This window comes from Gordonia sp. VNK1, from assembly GCF_040049135.1.
Classification (GTDB): domain Bacteria; phylum Actinomycetota; class Actinomycetes; order Mycobacteriales; family Mycobacteriaceae; genus Gordonia; species Gordonia oleivorans.
Genome location: NZ_JBDZDJ010000001.1, coordinates 89,491 through 108,643 on the forward strand (window position 1 = coordinate 89,491; position 19,153 = coordinate 108,643).

At 66.7% G+C, this 19,153-nt stretch carries 19 protein-coding genes; 11 read left to right on the forward strand and 8 right to left on the reverse strand.

The genetic code is table 11. The features are described from left to right. Nucleotides 1-47: 47 nt before the first annotated feature. The 3 genes from ABLE94_RS00400 (at nucleotide 48) to ABLE94_RS26360 (ending at nucleotide 1,459) form a co-directional block, all read left to right on the forward strand. A complete protein-coding gene (locus tag ABLE94_RS00400; RefSeq protein ID WP_348807709.1) occupies nucleotides 48-917 on the forward strand; it encodes a 1,4-dihydroxy-2-naphthoate polyprenyltransferase in 870 nt (289 codons plus the stop codon). Nucleotides 918-981: 64 nt separating this feature from the next. Beyond that, nucleotides 982-1,188, forward strand: a complete 207-nt coding sequence (locus ABLE94_RS26355; protein ID WP_425476101.1) for a hypothetical protein — start codon at nucleotides 982-984, stop codon at nucleotides 1,186-1,188. Between the two features lie 64 nt (nucleotides 1,189-1,252). Then, on the forward strand, nucleotides 1,253-1,459 hold the full coding sequence (locus ABLE94_RS26360; RefSeq protein WP_425476102.1) for a hypothetical protein: 207 nt from the start codon (nucleotides 1,253-1,255) through the stop codon (nucleotides 1,457-1,459). 52 nt (nucleotides 1,460-1,511) lie between these two features. On the opposite strand, the gene ABLE94_RS00415 is transcribed toward ABLE94_RS26360, so the two are convergent. The 4 genes from ABLE94_RS00415 to ABLE94_RS00430 all read right to left on the reverse strand — a co-directional run bounded on the left by ABLE94_RS00415 (nucleotide 1,512) and on the right by ABLE94_RS00430 (nucleotide 5,728). Continuing rightward, the gene (locus tag ABLE94_RS00415; protein ID WP_348807710.1) at nucleotides 1,512-2,306 is read right to left on the reverse strand and encodes a potassium channel family protein; all 795 of its coding nucleotides are present in this window, start codon (nucleotides 2,304-2,306) and stop codon (nucleotides 1,512-1,514) included. Between the two features lie 75 nt (nucleotides 2,307-2,381). Continuing rightward, complete coding sequence (locus tag ABLE94_RS00420; RefSeq protein ID WP_348807711.1) at nucleotides 2,382-3,401, reverse strand: cellulase family glycosylhydrolase; 1,020 nt, start codon at nucleotides 3,399-3,401, stop codon at nucleotides 2,382-2,384. A 154-nt stretch (nucleotides 3,402-3,555) separates the two neighbouring features. Then, entirely contained in the window at nucleotides 3,556-4,410 is an 855-nt protein-coding gene (locus ABLE94_RS00425) for an SGNH/GDSL hydrolase family protein (RefSeq protein ID WP_348805075.1), read from the reverse strand. Between the two features lie 133 nt (nucleotides 4,411-4,543). Then, nucleotides 4,544-5,728, reverse strand: a complete 1,185-nt coding sequence (locus ABLE94_RS00430) for a lipase family protein (RefSeq protein ID WP_425476111.1) — start codon at nucleotides 5,726-5,728, stop codon at nucleotides 4,544-4,546. Between the two features lie 159 nt (nucleotides 5,729-5,887). Here ABLE94_RS00430 and ABLE94_RS00435 point away from each other — a divergent pair, with 159 nt between their 5' ends. Genes ABLE94_RS00435 through ABLE94_RS00445 form a run of 3 tightly spaced genes read left to right on the forward strand, consistent with a single transcriptional unit; the run spans nucleotide 5,888 to nucleotide 9,809 of the window. Beyond that, nucleotides 5,888-7,453 carry a glycosyltransferase family 2 protein gene (locus ABLE94_RS00435; protein ID WP_348807891.1) on the forward strand — a complete coding sequence of 522 codons (1,566 nt, stop codon included), beginning with the start codon at nucleotides 5,888-5,890 and terminating at the stop codon, nucleotides 7,451-7,453. Further along, entirely contained in the window at nucleotides 7,450-7,761 is a 312-nt protein-coding gene (locus ABLE94_RS00440; protein WP_348807713.1) for a hypothetical protein, read from the forward strand. The genes ABLE94_RS00435 and ABLE94_RS00440 overlap by 4 nt, the downstream gene beginning before the upstream one ends. Beyond that, nucleotides 7,746-9,809 carry an acyltransferase family protein gene (locus ABLE94_RS00445; RefSeq protein ID WP_348807714.1) on the forward strand — a complete coding sequence of 688 codons (2,064 nt, stop codon included), beginning with the start codon at nucleotides 7,746-7,748 and terminating at the stop codon, nucleotides 9,807-9,809. Before ABLE94_RS00440 ends, ABLE94_RS00445 begins: the two co-directional genes overlap by 16 nt. A 1,176-nt stretch (nucleotides 9,810-10,985) precedes the next feature. On the opposite strand, the gene ABLE94_RS00450 is transcribed toward ABLE94_RS00445, so the two are convergent. Continuing rightward, nucleotides 10,986-11,528 (reverse strand): excalibur calcium-binding domain-containing protein, encoded by a 543-nt coding sequence (locus ABLE94_RS00450; protein ID WP_348805071.1) that lies wholly within the window; start codon nucleotides 11,526-11,528, stop codon nucleotides 10,986-10,988. A 95-nt stretch (nucleotides 11,529-11,623) separates the two neighbouring features. Next, nucleotides 11,624-12,613 carry a glycoside hydrolase family 26 protein gene (locus ABLE94_RS00455; RefSeq protein ID WP_425476112.1) on the reverse strand — a complete coding sequence of 330 codons (990 nt, stop codon included), beginning with the start codon at nucleotides 12,611-12,613 and terminating at the stop codon, nucleotides 11,624-11,626. A 181-nt stretch (nucleotides 12,614-12,794) separates the two neighbouring features. Here ABLE94_RS00455 and ABLE94_RS00460 point away from each other — a divergent pair, with 181 nt between their 5' ends. Next, on the forward strand, nucleotides 12,795-13,880 hold the full coding sequence (locus tag ABLE94_RS00460; RefSeq protein WP_348805069.1) for a hypothetical protein: 1,086 nt from the start codon (nucleotides 12,795-12,797) through the stop codon (nucleotides 13,878-13,880). A gap of 1 nt (nucleotide 13,881) precedes the next feature. On the opposite strand, the gene ABLE94_RS00465 is transcribed toward ABLE94_RS00460, so the two are convergent. After that, a complete protein-coding gene (locus ABLE94_RS00465) occupies nucleotides 13,882-14,178 on the reverse strand; it encodes a hypothetical protein (protein ID WP_348805068.1) in 297 nt (98 codons plus the stop codon). A 176-nt stretch (nucleotides 14,179-14,354) separates the two neighbouring features. Here ABLE94_RS00465 and ABLE94_RS00470 point away from each other — a divergent pair, with 176 nt between their 5' ends. The 4 genes from ABLE94_RS00470 to ABLE94_RS00485 all read left to right on the forward strand — a co-directional run bounded on the left by ABLE94_RS00470 (nucleotide 14,355) and on the right by ABLE94_RS00485 (nucleotide 16,954). Further along, nucleotides 14,355-15,179 carry a DUF2189 domain-containing protein gene (locus ABLE94_RS00470; protein ID WP_348805066.1) on the forward strand — a complete coding sequence of 275 codons (825 nt, stop codon included), beginning with the start codon at nucleotides 14,355-14,357 and terminating at the stop codon, nucleotides 15,177-15,179. Nucleotides 15,180-15,430: 251 nt separating this feature from the next. Next, the gene (locus tag ABLE94_RS00475) at nucleotides 15,431-15,694 is read left to right on the forward strand and encodes a hypothetical protein (protein WP_348805065.1); all 264 of its coding nucleotides are present in this window, start codon (nucleotides 15,431-15,433) and stop codon (nucleotides 15,692-15,694) included. Nucleotides 15,695-15,768: 74 nt separating this feature from the next. Further along, nucleotides 15,769-16,329: a hypothetical protein gene (locus tag ABLE94_RS00480; RefSeq protein WP_348805064.1), complete on the forward strand. Its 561-nt coding sequence runs from the start codon at nucleotides 15,769-15,771 to the stop codon at nucleotides 16,327-16,329. Between the two features lie 130 nt (nucleotides 16,330-16,459). Further along, nucleotides 16,460-16,954: a hypothetical protein gene (locus ABLE94_RS00485; protein WP_348805063.1), complete on the forward strand. Its 495-nt coding sequence runs from the start codon at nucleotides 16,460-16,462 to the stop codon at nucleotides 16,952-16,954. A gap of 670 nt (nucleotides 16,955-17,624) precedes the next feature. On the opposite strand, the gene ABLE94_RS00490 is transcribed toward ABLE94_RS00485, so the two are convergent. Further along, on the reverse strand, nucleotides 17,625-19,142 hold the full coding sequence (locus tag ABLE94_RS00490; RefSeq protein ID WP_348807715.1) for a hypothetical protein: 1,518 nt from the start codon (nucleotides 19,140-19,142) through the stop codon (nucleotides 17,625-17,627). Nucleotides 19,143-19,153 lie beyond the last annotated feature (11 nt).

Sequence of the window (19,153 nt, forward strand, 5' to 3'; positions counted from 1 at the left end):
TCGACGTCGCGTCGGCCGCCCGCACCGGCCGTGGCACGATCAAGGGCGTGGCAACCCCAACCCAGTGGATCGCAGGCGCGCGACCCCGAACCCTGCCCAACGCGATCGCCCCGGTGGTCGCCGGTGTCGGCGCAGCCCTCTACGTCGGCGACGTCACCTGGTGGAAGGCGGTGCTCGCGCTGCTGGTGTCCGTCGCCCTGATCATCGGGGTGAACTTCGCCAACGACTACTCCGACGGCATCCGCGGCACCGACGATGAGCGGGTCGGGCCGATGCGGCTGGTCGGGTCCGGGGCCGCCGCACCCGGGGCGGTCAAGGCCGCCGCGTTCGCCTGCTTCGGGTTCGGTGCTGTCTGCGGTCTGATCCTCGCGGTCACCACCGCGTGGTGGCTGGTGGTGATCGGTGCCGTCTGCATCGCCGGCGCCTGGTTCTACACCGGCGGATCCAAACCGTACGGCTATTACGGACTCGGCGAGATCGCCGTGTTCACCTTCTTCGGCCTGGTCGCGGTGCTCGGCACCCAGTACGTCACGTCGGGCCGCGTCGACTGGGTGGGCCTGGTCTGCGCGATCGCCGTCGGCGCCATCTCCACCTCGGTCCTGGTGGTCAACAACCTCCGCGACATCCCCAGCGACACCGAATCCGGCAAGATCACCCTCGCCGTCCGGCTCGGCGACCGCGCCACCCGCGTCCTGTTCGTCGTCCTCCTGTCGGTGCCGCTGATCGCGAGTCTGGTGCTCATCCCCGCCACCCCATGGGTGTTGATCGGGCTGGCCACCGCACCGTTGATCGTCGTCGCCGCCCGCCCGGTCCTCCGACACGCCACCGGCCCCGGTCTCATCCCGTCGCTGGGTGCCACCGGCATTGCGATGCTGGTGTGGTCGGTTCTCACCGCGGTCGGTCTGGCGCTGGCTTGACGGGTCTGGAGCGGATCAGCGGATATAACCGGGATGGCTCAGCGGTCTCGCGTCAATAATTGTCGTGGGTGGTCGTATTCATCCCGGTTATATCGGTATCGAGATCGGCTTCGGTGCGCGATCCCGCTTCCGGTGCCCGTCGATTGCCGCGGCGATCCGGGTTTCGTCCTGTAACGCCACCGGCCCCGGTCTCATCCCGTCGCTGGGTGCCACCGGCATCGCGATGCTGGTGTCCTCGGTTCTCACCGCGGTCGGTCTGGCGCTGGCTTGACGGGTCTGGAGCGGATCAGCGGATATAACCGGGATGGCTCAGCGGTCTCGCGTCAATAATTGTCGTGGGTGGTCGTATTCATCCCGGTTATATCGGTATCGAGATCGGCTTCGGTGCGCGATCCCGCTTCCGGTGCCCGTCGATTGCCGCGGCGATCCGGGTTTCGTCCTGTAACGCCACCGGCCCCGGTCTCATCCCGTCGCTGGGTGCCACCGGCATCGCGATGCTGGTGTGGTCGGTCCTCACCGCGGTCGGTCTGGCGCTGGCTTGACGGGTCTGGAGCGGATCAGCGGATATAACCGGGATGGCTCAGCGGTCTCGCGTCAATAATTGTCGTGGGTGGTCGTATTCATCCCGGTTATATCGGCATCGGCGCCCGCGACCCCGCTTCCCGTGCTCAACGATTCCCGCAGCATCCGGATCTCGTCCTTCAACTCGCGGATCTCGGCGGCGGTCGCGGCCCGGCCGGCGTCATCCTCCTCGGCAACCCGCTCGACGATCCACGACGCGATCGTCGCGGTGACCACACCGATGAGACTGATCCCGCCGATCATCAGCAGCACCGCGACCACCCGTCCGGTGATCGTCACCGGCGCGAAATCCCCGTAGCCGACGGTGGTGACGGTGACGAACGACCACCACACCGCATCCCCGAACGACGTGATCGTCGCGCCCGGACGTCCCCGTTCGGCGTCGTACACCGCCAGGGATGCCACATAGATCAGCAGGATCGCCGTCGCGGAGGTGTAGATCGCGACCCGACCGCGGATCGCACCACCGAGCGCCTTCTGCAGCGCACCGACCAGGATAACCAAGCTGACCAGCCGCAACGGTCGCAGGATCGGCAGGACCACGACCGCCAGATCGAACAGGTGCCGCACAAACCAGCGTCCCCGATCCGGGGTGATCGACAACCGCACGAAGTAGTCGACGACGAACACCAGCCACGACAACCCGACGACGATCCCGATACCGAAGGAGAACAGCCGACCGGGATCGCCGAGGACATCCACCGAGTACGCGATCAGGAACAGGGCGGCGATGATCGCCAGCGGCCATTCCGCACGTTTCTCCCACCCGGCAAGGAGATCGAAGCGCTCCTCGCGCGATCGTGGCATCCCATGTCCTCACGTCGGGTGAACTGTCATCCGAATCGGTCGGCCCACGGTACCTGCCCGGTCCGACATCGGTGATCACTCGGCGGGTTCGGCCTCCGGGATGTCGCTCGGGCCGGACTCCGAGGACTCCGAGGGCTCCGACGGCTCCGAAGAGGTGCTCGGAATCACCTGCGCATCGAATTCGGGGACCTCGGGGACCGCGGGTTGCTCGTTCGGCGTCACCGACACGCGGGTTTCGGAGGTGCTCGGGTCCGTCGTCGTCGAGGTCGTCGGCGAACTCGTTTCGCCCGCGCCGCCACCCGCTGCGGGCGCCTCGGAAGTCGTCTCGGCGGGCGGGGCCGGCGGAGTGGTCGACTCGGTCGGGGTGGACGGAATAGGTGTCGGCGGCACCGGGCTCGCCGGATCGGTCGCCACCGAGGCGGGCGCGGACTCGGATTCGATGGAGGCGACCTGGGCGGCAAGCGTCTGCTGGGTCGCGACGAGTGCGGTCGGGTCGGCGGCCTGGATGGCGGCCGTCGCGGCGACCAACAGATCCATCACCGTGCCGGGTTCGGTGCCCGGATCGCCGAGGGAACTCCACACCTCGTATCCGCGGACCTTGCCCCGATACCGTTTGGCCAATTCGGCTGCGAAGGCCGCGAACTCGTCGATGCGCGGGGCGTCGGTGTCGGTCTCGCCCGCCGACCACGGCGAGGTGACCGCCGCGACGATCACCACGTTCATGCCGCGCGCCTGCGCCCCTTCGACGATGTCGTCCAGGCGTGACCACGCCGCCGAATTCTCGCCATCGGCCTCCAGATACTGCCACGGCGCGCCGACCCGGATGTCGGTCACACCCAGCGCACTCAGGTTGTCCAGGGTCGCGTCGAGGTCGGCGTCGGAGATCCGGTAGATCTTGTCGTCGACGACACCGAGTTGGGTGGGTTCGGACCCCATCGAGGCCAGCGCGACCTGCAGGTCGGTGCTGGGTGCCGACGCGCTGGTGTCGACGCCGGGTACCGCCCACACCGTGGTGCCGACCATCACGCCCGCTATCCCGGCCACTAGCACACCCGCAGCGACGCGGCGCGTCAGCGGGGTGAAACTCGGCATCATGACGGGACTTTCTCAGGTGCGATAAGGACGTACTCAGGATTGTCCCGTACTTGGGGGCCATAAGGGAAGTAAATGCCTGTCCTACGACCAAGCGAATTTCAAAAAGTGCGCAATCCGTGACCGCGTCGGGTCATCCCGACGGACCGAGGGGGTCTCAGGACGACGCCGGCAACCCGAACGCCGCGAGCACCGTCTTCGACCACAGCTTCTGGCCCGCCTCGTTCGGATTGAGGCCGTCGGCCATCAACGCGGCGCGTGCGGAGGCGTCGGCGGGAAACGCCGAGTACACGTCGATCACCTGAATGCCCGCGGCATCCATCGCCGACGCGTACCCCGACACCTGGTCGGAATTGTCGCCGTCACGCGGCGGATTCTGCTTGATCACCGCAATCCCGGCATCCGGATATTTCTTCTGAATGGCCGAGATGAGTGGCTGGATCTGCTCGGCCAGCGGCTGCGACGCATCCTCGGTGAGGCCGAAGTTGAGCAGCACCAGATCCGGTGTGCCGATCGATTCGCCCGACGGGGCGGTGGTCAGCGCGGTCAGATTGTCCAGCGCATACGCCGCGTCCTTGCCCGACGCCGAACCGTTCCAGAAGCCGATCGCCCCGTTGGGGCCGGTGCCGAGGACCACCGGTGCCCCGTACTTGGAGGTCGTGGGGTTCCAGTAGGCGGTGGCGACCGTCCGGTCCAGTGAACTGCTGATCGCCCGGCCCAGCTCCGGGGCCCACCCCGACGTCGAGGCTCCCGTCGAATCACCAAGCAGCAGAATCGTTTTCGGCTCCTTCGGGTCCGCCTTCGCGGCGTCGAAGAAGGCGACGGTGGCCGGGGTGGCCGCGGGCGCGGTGGTACTCGGCGCGCTCGGCGTCGTCGTCGCGGTCGATGACGTCGGAGCGGTCCGGTTGGACGAGATCACCAGCCCGACCACCAGGATCACCACGCACACGGCCATGACAATCCACGCCCACAGCGGAGCGGAATCATAGATCCGCCGCACCCAATTCTTCACGTCGCCAAACCCCGATCACCGAACCGCACGCCCAACAAATGTCCTCACCCTAGCGGGCCCCGGGAATCACTGCCCGATTCACCGTCGCCGTCGTGTGGTCCGGTCGAGGGAATTCTCGTCCGGGAAATTCGCCTCAACAATCACCGGTGGCCGGCTGTCCGGCGAAACGCGCGGCGATCCACTGTCCGAGCAGTGCACCGGGGTCCAGCGAATGCCCCTGCCCCTCGCGACGCACCCTCGTCACGGTGTCCCCGAGCGTGCACGCCCGACCGAGGGTGACTTCCATCACGTCGACCGGGATGATCTCGTCGACGCTGCCGTACATCGCGAGGATGGGCACGTCGGTTCGGGTGCGCGGCAACGACATCGAGTCCAGGACGCCCCGCAGCCGGTCGGCGTCGGCGGCATCGGCCATGAAGGCGTCGCCGTCGGCGGCGTTCACCTCGTCGGTCAATCCCGAGCGTTCCCCCGAACACGACACCAGCGCGTCGACGTTCTGCCCGACCGCCCCGTGCAGGTAATCCCCGGCGGTGAGCTGCGGATTCGCCTGCGCGACGCCCTTCACCAGAATCGGATACAGCCACCGTTGTGACGGCGTCAGTTCGCCCGACTGGGCGCGATCGACGAGGTAACCGGCGTCGAGCAGGGGCACCGTCGCCGCCGCTCCCACCAACTGCCCGGCGCCCGGACCGTAACCGGCGAACTCCTCGGCGCTCGCCCACGCCGCCGCGCCGCCCTGAGAGGCGCCGACCGCCACCCACTCCGGGCCGATCGTCGGCTCCACCGACCGTGCCGCGCGGGTGGCGTCGATGACGTTGTAGCCCGCGGTCCGCGGCTCCAGATAGGGGTGAGCCGGCCCGCTCGTGCGTTCGCCCAGACCCTGATAATCGGTCGTGACCACCGCATATCCGGAGTTCAGAAAGCCGGCGACGGCCCGGATGTCACCGAACATGTCCGCGCGGTCGGACGGCCCGCAATCGCGGGTCACACCCGTGGTGCCGTGCGCATAGGCGATCAACGGCCAGCCGCCCGCGGGCCGGTCGCCGCCGGGAACGAACACCGCACCGGAGACGGTGGTGGCCGCGCCGTCGACCCCGGACACCGACCGATACACGATGCGGGTGGCGCGCGTCTCCGACGGCAGGTACGACGACCACGCGGTCAGCGGATCGGTGGACGACACCACCTGCCCGCGCGCCGCCAGGGTCGCCGCCGCCGGCGAGGGTGCCGCGGCGGGGGAGTGCACGGCCTCCGGTGCCGCGGAATCGCAGCCGACGACGACGATCGCGGTGCACACCGCCACCACCGCACAGGCCATCCGATTCCGCAACAACACACGGAGAACGGTAGCGGGCCCGCCGACGCCGGATTGCATTGGCGTTGCGGGTGCATGATTCTGTTTCGCGTGGGTGTGCTTCTCGGGGGAGAAATCGGGACCGACGACGACGCTGTCGACGACAGGCGGCGGCGCAAGTCGATGCCGCCGGAAATCAGTGCCGACCCCGAGGCGATCGTCGCGCCCGCCGACGACGAGATCTACGAATACCTGGGCCCACAGATGCGATGGGTGCAGCTCGCGTTGCTGATCGCGTTCGGGTTGTCGGCGTGGTCGCTGACCGCCTTCGCCACCGCGCACCCCTGGCTGTGGCCGGCGCTGGTGGTGCTGGGCCTCAACGCCATCGGCACCCTGCTGTCCCTGGCGACCGGCCTCAGCCGACGTCGTGTGACCTGGCGCACACATCAACAGTGTGCTGCCACTTGGGTTCCCGACGGCGGGGTGTTCGCCTCCGTCGACGTGTTCCTGCCGACCTGCGGCGAAAGCCTGGCCATCCTGCGCGCCACCTACACTCACGTCGCGGCGTTGTGCTGGCCGGGTGAGCTCACCGTGCACGTGCTCGACGACGCCGCCTCCGACGAGGTCCGCGACCTCGCCGCCGAATTCGGATTCCGCTATCACCTCCGCCCCGACCGCGGGCACCTCCGCAAGGCCGGGAACCTCCGTTACGGATTCACCCAGAGCTCCGGTGACGTGGTGATCATCTTCGACGCCGACTTCTGCCCACGCCACGACTTCCTCGCGCACCTGATGCCCTACCTCGACGACCCGCGGGTCGCCATCGTGCAGAGTCCGCAATGCTTCGCCACCACCGAGACGATGGGCTGGATCCAACGCACCGCCGGCGCCACCCAGGAGTTCTTCTACCGGTGGGTGCAGCCGTCCCGCGACCGCATGGACGCCGCCAATTGCGTTGGCACATCGGCCCTCTACCGGCGCAGCGCCCTCGAGGCGGTCGGCGGGTTCGCCCCCATCGAACACAGCGAGGACCTGCACACCGGCCGTCACCTGCAGCAGGCCGGCTACCTGATTCGCTATGTGCCGGTGGTGCTCTCACGGGGACTGTGCCCGTCGGATCTCGCCGGCTTCCTCAACCAGCAGTACCGCTGGTGCATGGGATCGCTGTCGCGGGTGCGCAATACCGTTGTGGCCGAGCCGAAACGGATGACCTTCCGGCAGGCGATGGCCCATTGGGCCGGGGTCTTCTACTACCTGACGACCGCATTCAACGTCTTCCTGGTCTTCCTGCCCGGCGTCATCATGGTGACCGCCTTCCCCGACGACGTCCGGCCCTGGCAGCTGGTGCCGTTCCTGTTCGGGCTGTGGGTGTATGTGGTGATGTTCCCGTTGGTGTCGCGCACCCGCTGGCGATTCGAGGTGCTGCGCATCCAGATGGCCTACAGCTTCGCCCACGCCATCGCCATCCTGCACAAGATCATCGGCCGCGAAATCGGTTGGGTGCCCACCGGAGTCGTCGGCAAGTCCAACTCGCTGGCCCGCTCCATCAGCATCCTCGGCGCGGTGTCGCTGGGGGCGTCGCTGATCGTGTTCTGGGTGTTCATCCTGCGCGACATCCGCTACCACGGACTCGCCTCATTCTGGATGATGGTCGGATTCGCCTGCGTCTACACCTATCTCGCCCTCCCCCTGTTCGTCGAATTCATGCGGATCCTGTTCTCCCGCGGACGATCGAAGGTGTCGGCATGAACGGCTGGACCGACCCCGACGACCATCCCACCCAGCGCATTCCGCGGATCGCGGACGTGCCCGGATACGAGATGGGTCCCGACGATGTGGATACCGACCGGTTCGGTGCGGCGGAGCCGACCCCGCCTTCCGACGTCCCCCCGCGTGACACTCTTCCTCGTCCGACCATCACCGACCGCCGCCCGACCGCACCGAACTGGAACCGCATCACCGCGTGGGAAGTGGTGGGCTACACCGCCGTCATCGTGTTCATCGGGGCGGTGGCATTGGGTGTCTTCGACATCATGTTGCCGTGGACGACGTCGTGACCGCACCGCACACCTCGAAGTTCTTCACCGACATCGCCGGGCTCCGCGGCGTCGCGGTGCTGCTCGTCGTCCTGTTCCACGCCCGCATCCCCGGACTCGACGGCGGGTTCGTCGGCGTCGACATCTTCTTCGTCATCTCCGGGTTCCTCATCACCGGCCTGCTGATCCGGGAGTTCGAACGCAGCGGATCGTTGTCGTTCAAGGGGTTCTACGCCCGGCGCTTCCGGCGGATCATCCCGGCCGCCGCCCTGGTGATCGTGGTGTCGCTGATCGGCGCGATGCTGACGATGCCGCTGCTGCGGGTGTTCAAACAGGCCATCGACTTGCTCGCCGCCGCAGCCAATCTCGCGAACTGGCACTTCATCGCGCAGAACGCCGACTACCTCGCCGGCGCCATCGACGGCAGCCTCGCCACCCACTTCTGGTCACTGGCCATCGAGGAACAGCTCTACTTCGTGTGGCCGCTGACGATCTTCTTCGCCGCCATCCTCGTCGCGAGAACCCCACTGCGCAGACACCTTTCGATCCGCTGGTCCATCGCGCTGGTCGTCGGACTGTTGACCATCGGGTCGTTGATCTGGGCGATCCGGCTCACCCCGGTCGATCCGGCCACCGCGTACATGGCCACCTACACCCGCGTCTGGCAGTTCGGAGTCGGTGGACTGCTCGCCGTGATCGAACCATTGCTGGCGTGGTGGTCGCGAAAAGCGCTGTCGGCGCGAGCGTTCGCGATCCTGCTGGGGTGGGCCGGGCTCGCGGGCATCGTCGCATCGGCGGTCCTCATCGACGCCTCCACGCCGTACCCGGGAACGGCGGCACTGCTGCCGACGCTGGCGGCGGCCCTGCTGATCCTGTCCGGACAGGTCAGTCCCGGAGCATGGTTCGCCCCCGGATTCCTGCTGTCGTTTCCGCCGATGCGTTTTCTCGGTCGGGTGTCGTACTCGTGGTACCTGTGGCATTGGCCGGCGCTGGTGCTCTTCGAGACGCAGACCGGGATCACCACCTGGCCCGCGTTGCTCGCGGTGAGCGGGGTGTCGCTGCTGATCGCGACCGCCTCGACGCTGTACTTCGAAGAGCCGATCATCCGCAATGCCGAACTGAAGCGCAACAATTCGGCGTCCATCTCGGTCGGGCTGACCGGGCTGGTCATCGGGTTGGCGACGGCGATGGTCGTCGGCGTGGTGACCGTCAACATCGCCAGCAAGGACACCATCACCAACGCCACGTTGAGTTATCAGTCGGTGTTCGGGCAGGAGAGTTCGGCCACGTCGGGACCGGTGGTACCCAACCCGTTCCAGGCCTACGACGACCGTCCCGAACCCCACGAATGCCTGGTCCCGGTGGGGGAGTACGGCCCACCACACGAATGCGCCTTCGGGCCCGGTGACGGTATCCCGGTGGTGCTGTTCGGTGACTCGCACGCCGAACAGTGGGCGGAGACGGTGCGCGACATCGGGAATGCGCACGGCTGGCGGATCTACCAGTTCACCAAGGCGGCCTGCCCGGTGCAGAACATCCTGCCGCAACGCGGACGACCCGACCCGTTCAACAAGGAGGACTGCATCCGCTGGCGGGAGGACACCCTCAACCAGATTGCGGCCATCCAGCCGAAGGTCATCGTGTTCTCGTCACTGTCGACGTATGTACCCACCTACGAGGAGTCGGCCGCGGCCTGGGACGACAGCCTCACCCGGCTCCGCGACACCGGTGCCGAACTGGTCTACCTTGCCGACACCCCGTACCCCAATTTCCAGATCGCCGACTGCATGTCGGGTGCCCTCGACGACTGGACGAAATGCAACTTCCACCTCGACGACGTCGTCCGCCACGAACCCATCCTCACCGAACAGGCCCGCGGCGGCGACCGCGACATCCTCACCCTGTCGGTCAATGATCTTCTGTGCGAGGGCAATACCTGCTTCCCGGCCCGCAACAAGATTCTCTTCTACCGTGACGAATCCCACCTGACCGCCACCGCCGCACGCGTTCTCGGCCCGGCCCTCACCAAACAACTCGACAAGGCGCGCTTCGACTATCGGGCGAGGTAGCTCTGATGCTGCAACTCAAGTCGCTGGTCGGGCCGACCCGGGCGCTGCCCCTTGGTCTGGGCTGCAGTTCAATTCGCTGGTCGAGCCGACCCGGGCGCCGTCCCTTGGTCTGGGCGGCAACTCAATTCGCTGGTCGAGCCGAACCGACCGTCGTCCCTTGATCCGGGCTGGAACTCAATTCGATGGTCGAGCCGACCCGGGCGCTGCCCCTTGGTCTGGGCTGCAATTCAATTCGATGGTCGAGCCGACCGGAGCGCCAGCGGAGGTCGTGTCGAGACCGGGTGACCCGGTGCTGGGAGCTGCTGGGCTGGGTGTCGTGAAGGCTGTCCGTCCAGCACGAACCCGCCGATGTGCCAATATAACCGGGACCGCTCAGCCTATCGGAAGCAATTATTGTTTCTGATCCGCTGAGCCATCCCGGTTATATTGCCTCGCCGCCCGATCCCACCCCACAGGCCGATATAAACGCGGTGTGAGAGGGCCTTCGCGTCGTATATATCGACACGAGCGGCCTCTCACACCGCGTTTGTATCCGGTGCTGGTGCCGTTGCGGCGAGATCAACCCCCGCTGGCCGACCGTAACCCCGCTGGCCGAGTGCTCGTGAGGAACGAGCGAGTGTATCCGCCGTCGAGGTCGAGGCCACTCCCGCAGCTCTCCGCACCATCGCCGAGCACGAACCCGCCGGTGCGCCAATATAATCGGGACCGCTCAGCCCATCGGAAGCAATTATTGTTTCTGATCCGCTGAGCCATCCCGGTTATATCGCCTCGCCGCCCGATCCCACCCCACAGGCCGATACATCCGGCGAGATCAACCCCGCTGGACGACGGACTGCTCGTGACGTAACCCCCGCTGGCCGAGTGCTCGCGAGGAACGAGCGAGTGTATCCGCCGGGCAGATACACCGACTCGCAAGCTCACCGGCACTCGGCCAACGGGAGTTGGTCGGTGCGAACTACTCGGTGCGCCAATATAATCGGGACCGCTCAGCCTATCGGAAGCAATTATTGTTTCCGATCCGCTGAGCCATCCCGGTTATATCGCCTCGCCGCCCGATCTCACCCCAAACGCCGATACAAACGCGGTGTCACAGGGCCTTCGCGTCGTATATCGACACGGGCGGCCTCTCACACCGCGTTTATATCGGTATCCGGCGGATCCAGCCGTCGCGACCCGTCAATTCTGGTCGCAGGCAACCCCGTCGCCGTCACGGTCGAGGCCCGGCCGGTAGCCGGGTTCGCCGAGATACAGCGGAGCCGCCCCGGCCGCGCGGGCATCGGCGCAACTCGAGTAGTACGCACCCGGCGCCTGCGTGGTGGTCGGCACACGGGGAATCGTGGTGGTCGGCTCGGGGGTCTCGGTGCTGGTCGGGATGAGCCCACGGGGGACCGTACTGGCGTTCGGCACCGCCGAGGTCGACGCCGGGGCCGACGACGACGCCCTCGAACTGGTGCTCGGCGATTCGGTGACCGTCACCGTCGACACACTGGTCACCGTCGTGGTGCTCGGCGCGGCCGCGGTGTCCCCGCCGGAGCCGATCACCCCGCCGATCCCGCACGACAGCAGCAGCGCAAACAGTCCGAGAATGATGGCGCCGATGATGAGCAGCGGCTTCTTACCCCCACCCGACGACCCACCCGACGGCGGTTGCCCACCCGTCGGCGGCTGATCACCCGGCGGCGGGGTCGGGGGAGTCGGCGGCCACTGCTGCGTTGTCATACTTGTTCGCCTTTCACACGATCTCCCGTGTTCCTACCAGTCCGGGTGCAGGTGTCACTGTCCCCCGAAGAGACCAATTCGGACAAACCGCCAGGTCAGCCGCCGACCATCGTCGCCAGTCCCTGCCGGAACGCGGCCAGGCTCGCCGGCGTCGAATTGAAACGCCAGTCCCGTTCCTTGTCCATCTGAAACCAGACGAATCCCTGCACCCGCGAGTGGTTTTCGACGACACCGAAGAAGTCGCGAATCCAGTTGGCCTTGGCGTCGGGACCCTCGCCCTCGGCGGCGGCGACCTCGGTGATGAGGATCGGGTGGCGGGAATCCAGACGTGCCAACGCCGCCAGACCCGACGTGAACAGGTCGGGGGCGCTCTGCCAGTGATGGCCGGGCACATCACCCCAGTTGTAGCCGTCCAGGCCGAGCCGATCCACCAGGTTGGGTCCGGGGTAGGCGTCGTCAAAAGGACTGGTGCCCAGGGTCAGTGTGTTGGGCGCCCACACGAACTCCAGTGTGCCCGGACGTTGCGCGCTGATCACCGTGTGCATCCGCGTCCACGCGGCGCGGTAGTCGGCGGCGGTGTTGCCGTTCACGCCGACCGCCCACGGATACCACGTCCCGTTCATCTCCTGAGCGAACCGCAGCAGCACCGGTTTGCCCCACGACGCGAGAGTGCGTCCCCAACGGGCGAATTCGGTGTCGTACCGACCGGCGGCCACCTGCGACAACGCATACGCGGGCTGGGTGATCCCGCCGTCGGGACGCCACGGTTCCAGCGTCAGTAGGGGAGTCGCGCCGAACTCGATGATCGCCGACAGCGTGCGCAGCGGCACCTCGTCGCCGATCGCGGCAAAGCAGTGCGCATACGACGGCGGCGCGCCCGCCAGATTCGTCAGCTGCTGCAGCGGGGTGCGCGTGGTCCCCGCGATCGGCATCACCGACGGAATGAACGCGCCCCACCGTCGCGGCGGCGGGGCCGCCGAGGAACTGGTCTCCGCAGGCGTCGTCGACGAACAGGCCGCCACCGCGAGGCCCGTCGCACCCAGCAGACCCGCACGCAGCAGGTCACGGCGTCGCAGGCCCGGCATCTCCACCCGGCAATGCTATGCGACGCCGACCCGGCCGGTCCCGGCACGCTCCGGGACCACTCACCCGTCCCGCCATTTCCCCACCGAGCGCCGCACGCCGTGAATACACTTTCGAAACAATGCCCACAGAGTCATCGGGAGGCTCGCAGTGAATGCCCGCAGAATCACGTGCCGGACATGGGTGACGACATTCATCGCGGTCATTTCCGTGGTGATTGCACTGCTCGGCGTGACGATCGCCAACCCGACCGCCCGCGCCGCCGACGTCCCCGCCCCGGACGATGGTTACGGCTTTTCGCAGGGCGCCGCCACCCAGTACCTCAGCGCGGCCGACGTGAACCGCGAGCTCGACGCGGTGGCGAAGACGCATGCGCAGTGGCTGCGGGTGTTCATCGACTGGTCGAGCGTGGAGGCCACGAAGGGCAGCTACGACTGGACCATCCCCGATCGTCTGGTCGCCGCGGCCCGCGCACGCAACCTGAAGGTCCTCGCGCTGGTCACCACCACTCCGACGTGGGCGCGGCGAGCCGCGGCACCCGGCCAACTCGGCATCTACGCCCCGCCGTCCGACCCGGCGACGCTCGGCGCATTCCTGCAGAAGGTGATAGCGCGCTACGACGACGTCACACGATTCGAGATCTGGAACGAGCCGAACCTGCCCGCATTCTGGGGTCTGACACCGTCGAATCCCACCGAGTACACGGCCCTGCTGAAAGCGGCCTACGCAGCGGTCAAACAGAAACTGCCGGGAACCGAATCGACGGTGGTGGCCGCCGGAATGAGCCCTGATGCCGGCGCCGTGGATTTCGTCACGAAAATGTATGCGGCAGGCGCGAAAAGCTATTTCGACGCCGCGGCAATGCATCCCTACGTCTTTCCCGGCGGCATCTCCGCGACCCCCAACGGCTGGACGGAACTGCAACAGATCCGAGGGGTGATGGAATCCTACGGCGACTCCGCCAAGCGCATCTGGATCACCGAGATGGGCGCGCCCACCCGGCCGACGACCACCTCGGACACCACCAGTTCGTCGGGCTCCACCGGGTCGCTGGGATTCGGGGTCAACGAGATGGTCAGTCAGCAGGAGCAGGCCACCCAGATCCTCGACGTCCTCAGCGCCGCCAAGAACTCCGGCTACTGCGGGCCCGCGTTCATCTACTCGGTGCGCGACTGGGGGACCTCGGCCAACAACCGCGAGGACAACTTCGGCGCGCTGCTCACCAACGACTGGCAACCCAAGTACACCGCGTCGGTGCTCGCGCGGTAGGTCACCGCATCCGCGTCGGGGTGTGCCGTCCGGTGCGTTGACGGGCCGTGACCGTCACCGCCCACACCGCGATCCCGACCGCCACCGCCGACAGCAGATCCGATTCGGTGACGCCGTTATGGCTGGTCACGGCGAGCAGCACGGCCCCCTCGAGCGGACGATTCCAGATCACCCACGCCCCGGCCACCAGCACCAGCACGACGGCCGCGCGGATACTCGGCCGCAGCAGAGTCCACAGCCCGCACGCGAAGAGCAGGTTCAGCAGCACAAGGGCATGGAAGAGGTCAGGTGAACGCATCGTGAACAAGTATGGCCGGATTCGCTGCCGCGTCGCTGACCGACCGGTGTGAGCCTGCCCTCGCGCCCCTCGCGCCAAGGCACGATTCCGAATCGATTCGAACCATTCCATTGCGATACCAGGGCAGATCGTGTCACCGTCCGCGTGTCGGGACAGTCATCACACCGAGGAGCGACATGACCTATCCCCCGAACAACCCCGGTGGCACGCCCAACCCGGAGGACCCCTACGGCAACCAGGGCTACGGCAATCAGTCCTACGGCAACCAGCCATATGGAAACCAACCGTACGGCGGCCAACCGCAGTCCGACCAGCCCTACGGGCAGTATCCGCCACCGCCCGCGGCGCCCGGCGGATATGCCACCGGCCCCGCCGATTTCGACCTCGGAACGGCATTGAGCTACGGCTGGAACAAGTTCAAGGCCAACGCCGGGACGTGGATCGGCATCTCGTTGATCGCGTTCATCATCGTCGCGGTGATCGACAGCGCCGCAAGGGGATTCGACTATGAGTCGACGAGTGTCACGTCGAACATCATTCCCGGCTTGGTATCCGGAATCCTCAGTGTGCTGGTGCAGGCCGCGTTCACCCGCGGCGCGCTCGACGAACTCGACGGCCGCAAGCCGGGTATCGGTGACTTCTTCAAGTGGAACAACCTCGGCAACGTCTTCATCGCGGCGATCCTCGTGTGGGTGATCACCACGATCGGCTACATCCTGCTCATCATTCCCGGCCTGATCGCCACGTTCCTGCTCTGGTACACCTTCGCTTTCGTCATCGACCGCAATCTGTCGGCGGTCGACGGACTCAAGGCCAGCTTCAATCTGACGTCGAAGAACGTCGGCTCACTGTTGCTGCTCGCGGTCGTGGTGATCGTGCTCAACATCGTCGGCGCGATCCTCTGCGGTGTCGGACTGCTCGTCTCGGCCCCGGTGACCCTCATCGCGTCGACGTACGCCTACCGCACCCTCTCCGGTGGAGCGGTGAGCCCGGCGCAGTGACGCACCGAGACGCCCGCGCATCTGTGGTGTCCGTCACTCGATGACACTGGAAGCGAGTCCTGTCTCACTCTCGCGTGCACGCATGGTGGATCGACCGATCCACACCTTAAGCTCACCTCATGATGATGAGTCGGGGCATCATCGCAGGAATCGTAGGCGTCTTCGCGGCGCTCACCATGTCTGCGTGCAGCCAATCACCTGTCAGTAGCGGACCCACGTCCGCTTCCACCACCGCTGAATTGCCCGCGGGCATGAAGCTCACCGCCAATGGCGACGAAATCGTCTGGTGCGCAATATCTCCGCCCTACCAAGGGATGTACTGGGTGGTCGTCGTCGGCGATCCAACCGGTGGACCCTGCGGCGCCGGGGAGGTCATCACCCAGGAGCAGTTCGACGCCATCGGGGCCACCGAGGTCTGCGAGGTCACACTTCCTGACGGGGGTACCGCCACGTACTACGCCAACTCGGCGGCACGTGCCCGGAACCTCGCCCAGGGAGCATGTGTCGCGAGTTGATCTGCGGCACAGGTAATTTCAGTATCCACCACATCAATCTTCGGGGGAGATTGTTCATGTTCTCTGGAATGCGCATGCGCGCAACCACTCTCGCCGTGGCGGCAGCCATCGGCACCACCATCGCCGCGGGTCCGGCACTCGCCGATCCAACGCCGGTGCCGGCGTCGACGCAGTCGGCGATCGGTCTGGACTGGACCGCCATCGGCGCGCACGCGGCCGCCGCCGGTGACTCCGCGGGCGCGGCCGCCGCTGGTTGGGTTCTCGACGGTCAGCGTGGCGTGACACCCACCGCCGCCGACAGGCTCACCGTCGAGCACGCGGTGCTCGCCGCGGTCGCCTACGACGACGACACCACGGGTACCACCACCGAGGGCGCCACCGGCGAGGGCACCACGGGCACCGCGACGCCGGACACGTCCACCGGGTCGTCGTCGACGGGGTCCTCCGACCTCGGTTCGGACTTCATCCAGGACGCCCTCAAGCAGTTCTTCGCCGACTTCGACTGGTCGGTGATCACCATCCCGCTGCTGTCCATTGCGCTTCAGGGACAAGGGATTCCGGCGGTGATCGCGACACCGTTGGCGCAGCTGATCTGGACGGTCATCGAGGCCACGTTCCCCTCGGCAACCAAGTAGCAACGAACCTTGACTCGGCCGGTCCGGCTCCCACTTCCTCGGGGCCGGACCGGCGGAGTCGTGTGGACCGAACGGACGAATCCGACACGAGCACGCGCCATCCGGCGGGGCAGCGGGTTGAATACCGCACATGCCGATCATCCGCCGTGTGCTTGTGTCCGCGACCGCGCTGGTCGCCGGGTGCGTGGTGGCGGCCTGCACGGCGACCGTCGACGGTGACGCCGACGCCGTCGACGACGTGATGCCGGTGTCGTCGGTGGACGCGTCCGAACTGCCGACGGTGCTCGACGAACTCGAACCCGAGGCCAGCAGCCTGACGCTGGCTCCGGAACTCACGACCACCTCGGTGATGCCGGCCGGACCCTCCACGTGCGGTCCGGCACCCGAGTGGCGGGCGTATGTGGTGGTCACGTCCGGGGAACTGTCCTGCCCCGACGCGATCACCCTCATCGAGAACTTCAACAACGACCCCGGTATCCGCCGCGGCGATCACGGTGCCACCGTCGACGGCTGGAACTGCAACATCTACGGCGCAGCCGAAGTCCCGGACACCGGCTACGTCATCAAGTGCGTTCGTCCCGATGGTGCGACGGTGACCGTGTCGGATCCGCGGCGGGCGCCGTGAGGGCGAGGGCGGTTCGCGGCGATGCTGTCGGTGAGTGACGAACGCCGTTCGGGATAGTGCCCGGATGACCTCTGACACAGCCGCGCCGGCCGGGTTAGCTTGTGCACGAAGGGCTTGTCGCACGGCGACGGGGTCGGGATCATGGACGCCAACTCACCGGTCGTGTCGGGGACGACGGTACACCTGCAACACCTCGTGAGGTTGATCATGGTTGTCGCTGTCCTCGTCATTGTCGTCGCCACCGTGGTGGTGCTCGTCTCCCTGCCCGTCACTCGCGCAACATCGGCCGACTTCTATCACCGGTCGACTGCGGCGACATGGAAGTCGCGGAGGTAACCGGCCTACTGCTGACCCCTCTTGCCCATTTCTAGACATGTGGTCGAGTATCGGACGTCCGTGACCTGGGGTTTTGTCGCGAGGCTACTCGGCAGATGTCTAGAAATGGGCAAGGGTCGGCGTGGTCGTGCGTATCTCTGGCCCCGGATAGGCCTCTCTCGTTCACTGACAGCCGGCTTGAATTGCATTGATGCCCACTATTTTCCGTCGGTCGAGCCGACGAGGCGCTAGCCGAGGAGGTGTCGAGACCTCCGGTGGTAGGGCTGGTTCTGCTCTGAGGCATGGCGTTGGAACGGAGTGCGGTCAACGTAATTCAGAGTGCTGTCAACGGAAGTCAGTCGAGGCTCCGCTCGACGAACTCGTCGAACCGAACGTGTTGACTGGGTGGTCGCAGCACCGGCTGACGTTGCCGCTCGACCCACAAGCACGGATTGCCGTCCACGTCCCGAGCCAGCTTGTGGCGACGGATGATTCGGGTTCCGATCGGCGGGATGGTCGCCGGTTCGATCTCGTGGACCACTTCACCGTCGGCGGTGTGCACACGCAACACTTCGGCGACCGGCGCGTCGACCAACGTCGGCTCCTCACCGGACAGATCGGCAATTCGCCGCTGTACCAACCGTCGTCGGAACTGCCCGTTCACGCGGACCTCGTCGACCCCGTACGCATGCCAGAACGGAGTCGGTGTGGTGCCGGGGAGATAGCTGTAGCGTCGCGCGCCGGGGTCGATCGTCAGTGCTGCAGCGGCGGGAGCCTCGGCGGACGCTGATGACGCGGCCGCCTCCCGTCCGTCGATACGCTCCTCGACGGCCCACAGCAGATTGCTGTACTCATCGAGCCCGAACAGCACCTCCTCGATGGCGGGACCCTCGACCGGGGTGAGCGCGCGAAGCCACACCACCAGCGACCACGGGTCGGCTCCGGACATCCCGAACATCGACCAATCATCCGGCACCCGTGCGGTATACGTGCATCCGAAAGAGTCGGTCACCTCGATCTCGCCGTCCAGCAGTGTGCTGACATGACCGGCCGGCACGTCGATCGGGAAGAGGAACCAATCGTCGGCGTGCGAGCAGATCAACGAGATCAGCATGGCGGTCACCGGATGCGCACTGTCCGGCGGATACCCGCCGATGTCGACGGCGGCATCCCCGATCTCCCACCACCGGCTCGCCGGTGCACCCGGATACTCCAACTGCGCCGGATACGCATGCGACGCCACCACGTCACCGGCGAACCCGGCACCGGAGGCATCGGTACTCAACCAGTCCACCTCGCCGCCCCGATGGCGTGGCACTCGCAGCATCGGCGATCCGTCGTCACCGGTGGGAAACTCCGTGGCATACACCAGTTCATCAGGCTGCCAGGCAGATCCACGCCGAGCCGGAACGCCGACGGCGACGAAGTCGGCGTCGCCGAGGCCCAACGGGTCCGGATCACGCCACATCGCCAGGCCGTCGACTGCGCCGACCAGGTTCTCGTACGGCGGTGGCGGCGCCGAGAACCGATACTCCGCGTCGACGTCGCCGAGCCGATCCGCCAGCACCCGGCCGATCCGCAACCGGCGTCCCATCGTCCACCATCCGGTGTCTTCATCCTCGATGATCGCCTCGGCGGGCACCTTGGTCGGGTCTATGTCGGGCGCCACCGGCGATGGGTCGATCGGAGTGGTCACCGTCGAATAGTCCACCCGGACCGGGCTACTCGCGTTCTCGCCCTGCATCTCACCCATCTGCCATTGGCGCGTCAGGAACCACAGTGGATCGGCGATGCGGGCGGAGAAGCCCGTGGTGAAATCCTGCTGACGCGGATGCGGATCGAGACGGTAGTGGCAGTCCACACGAATCACCATGGCAGCAGCCT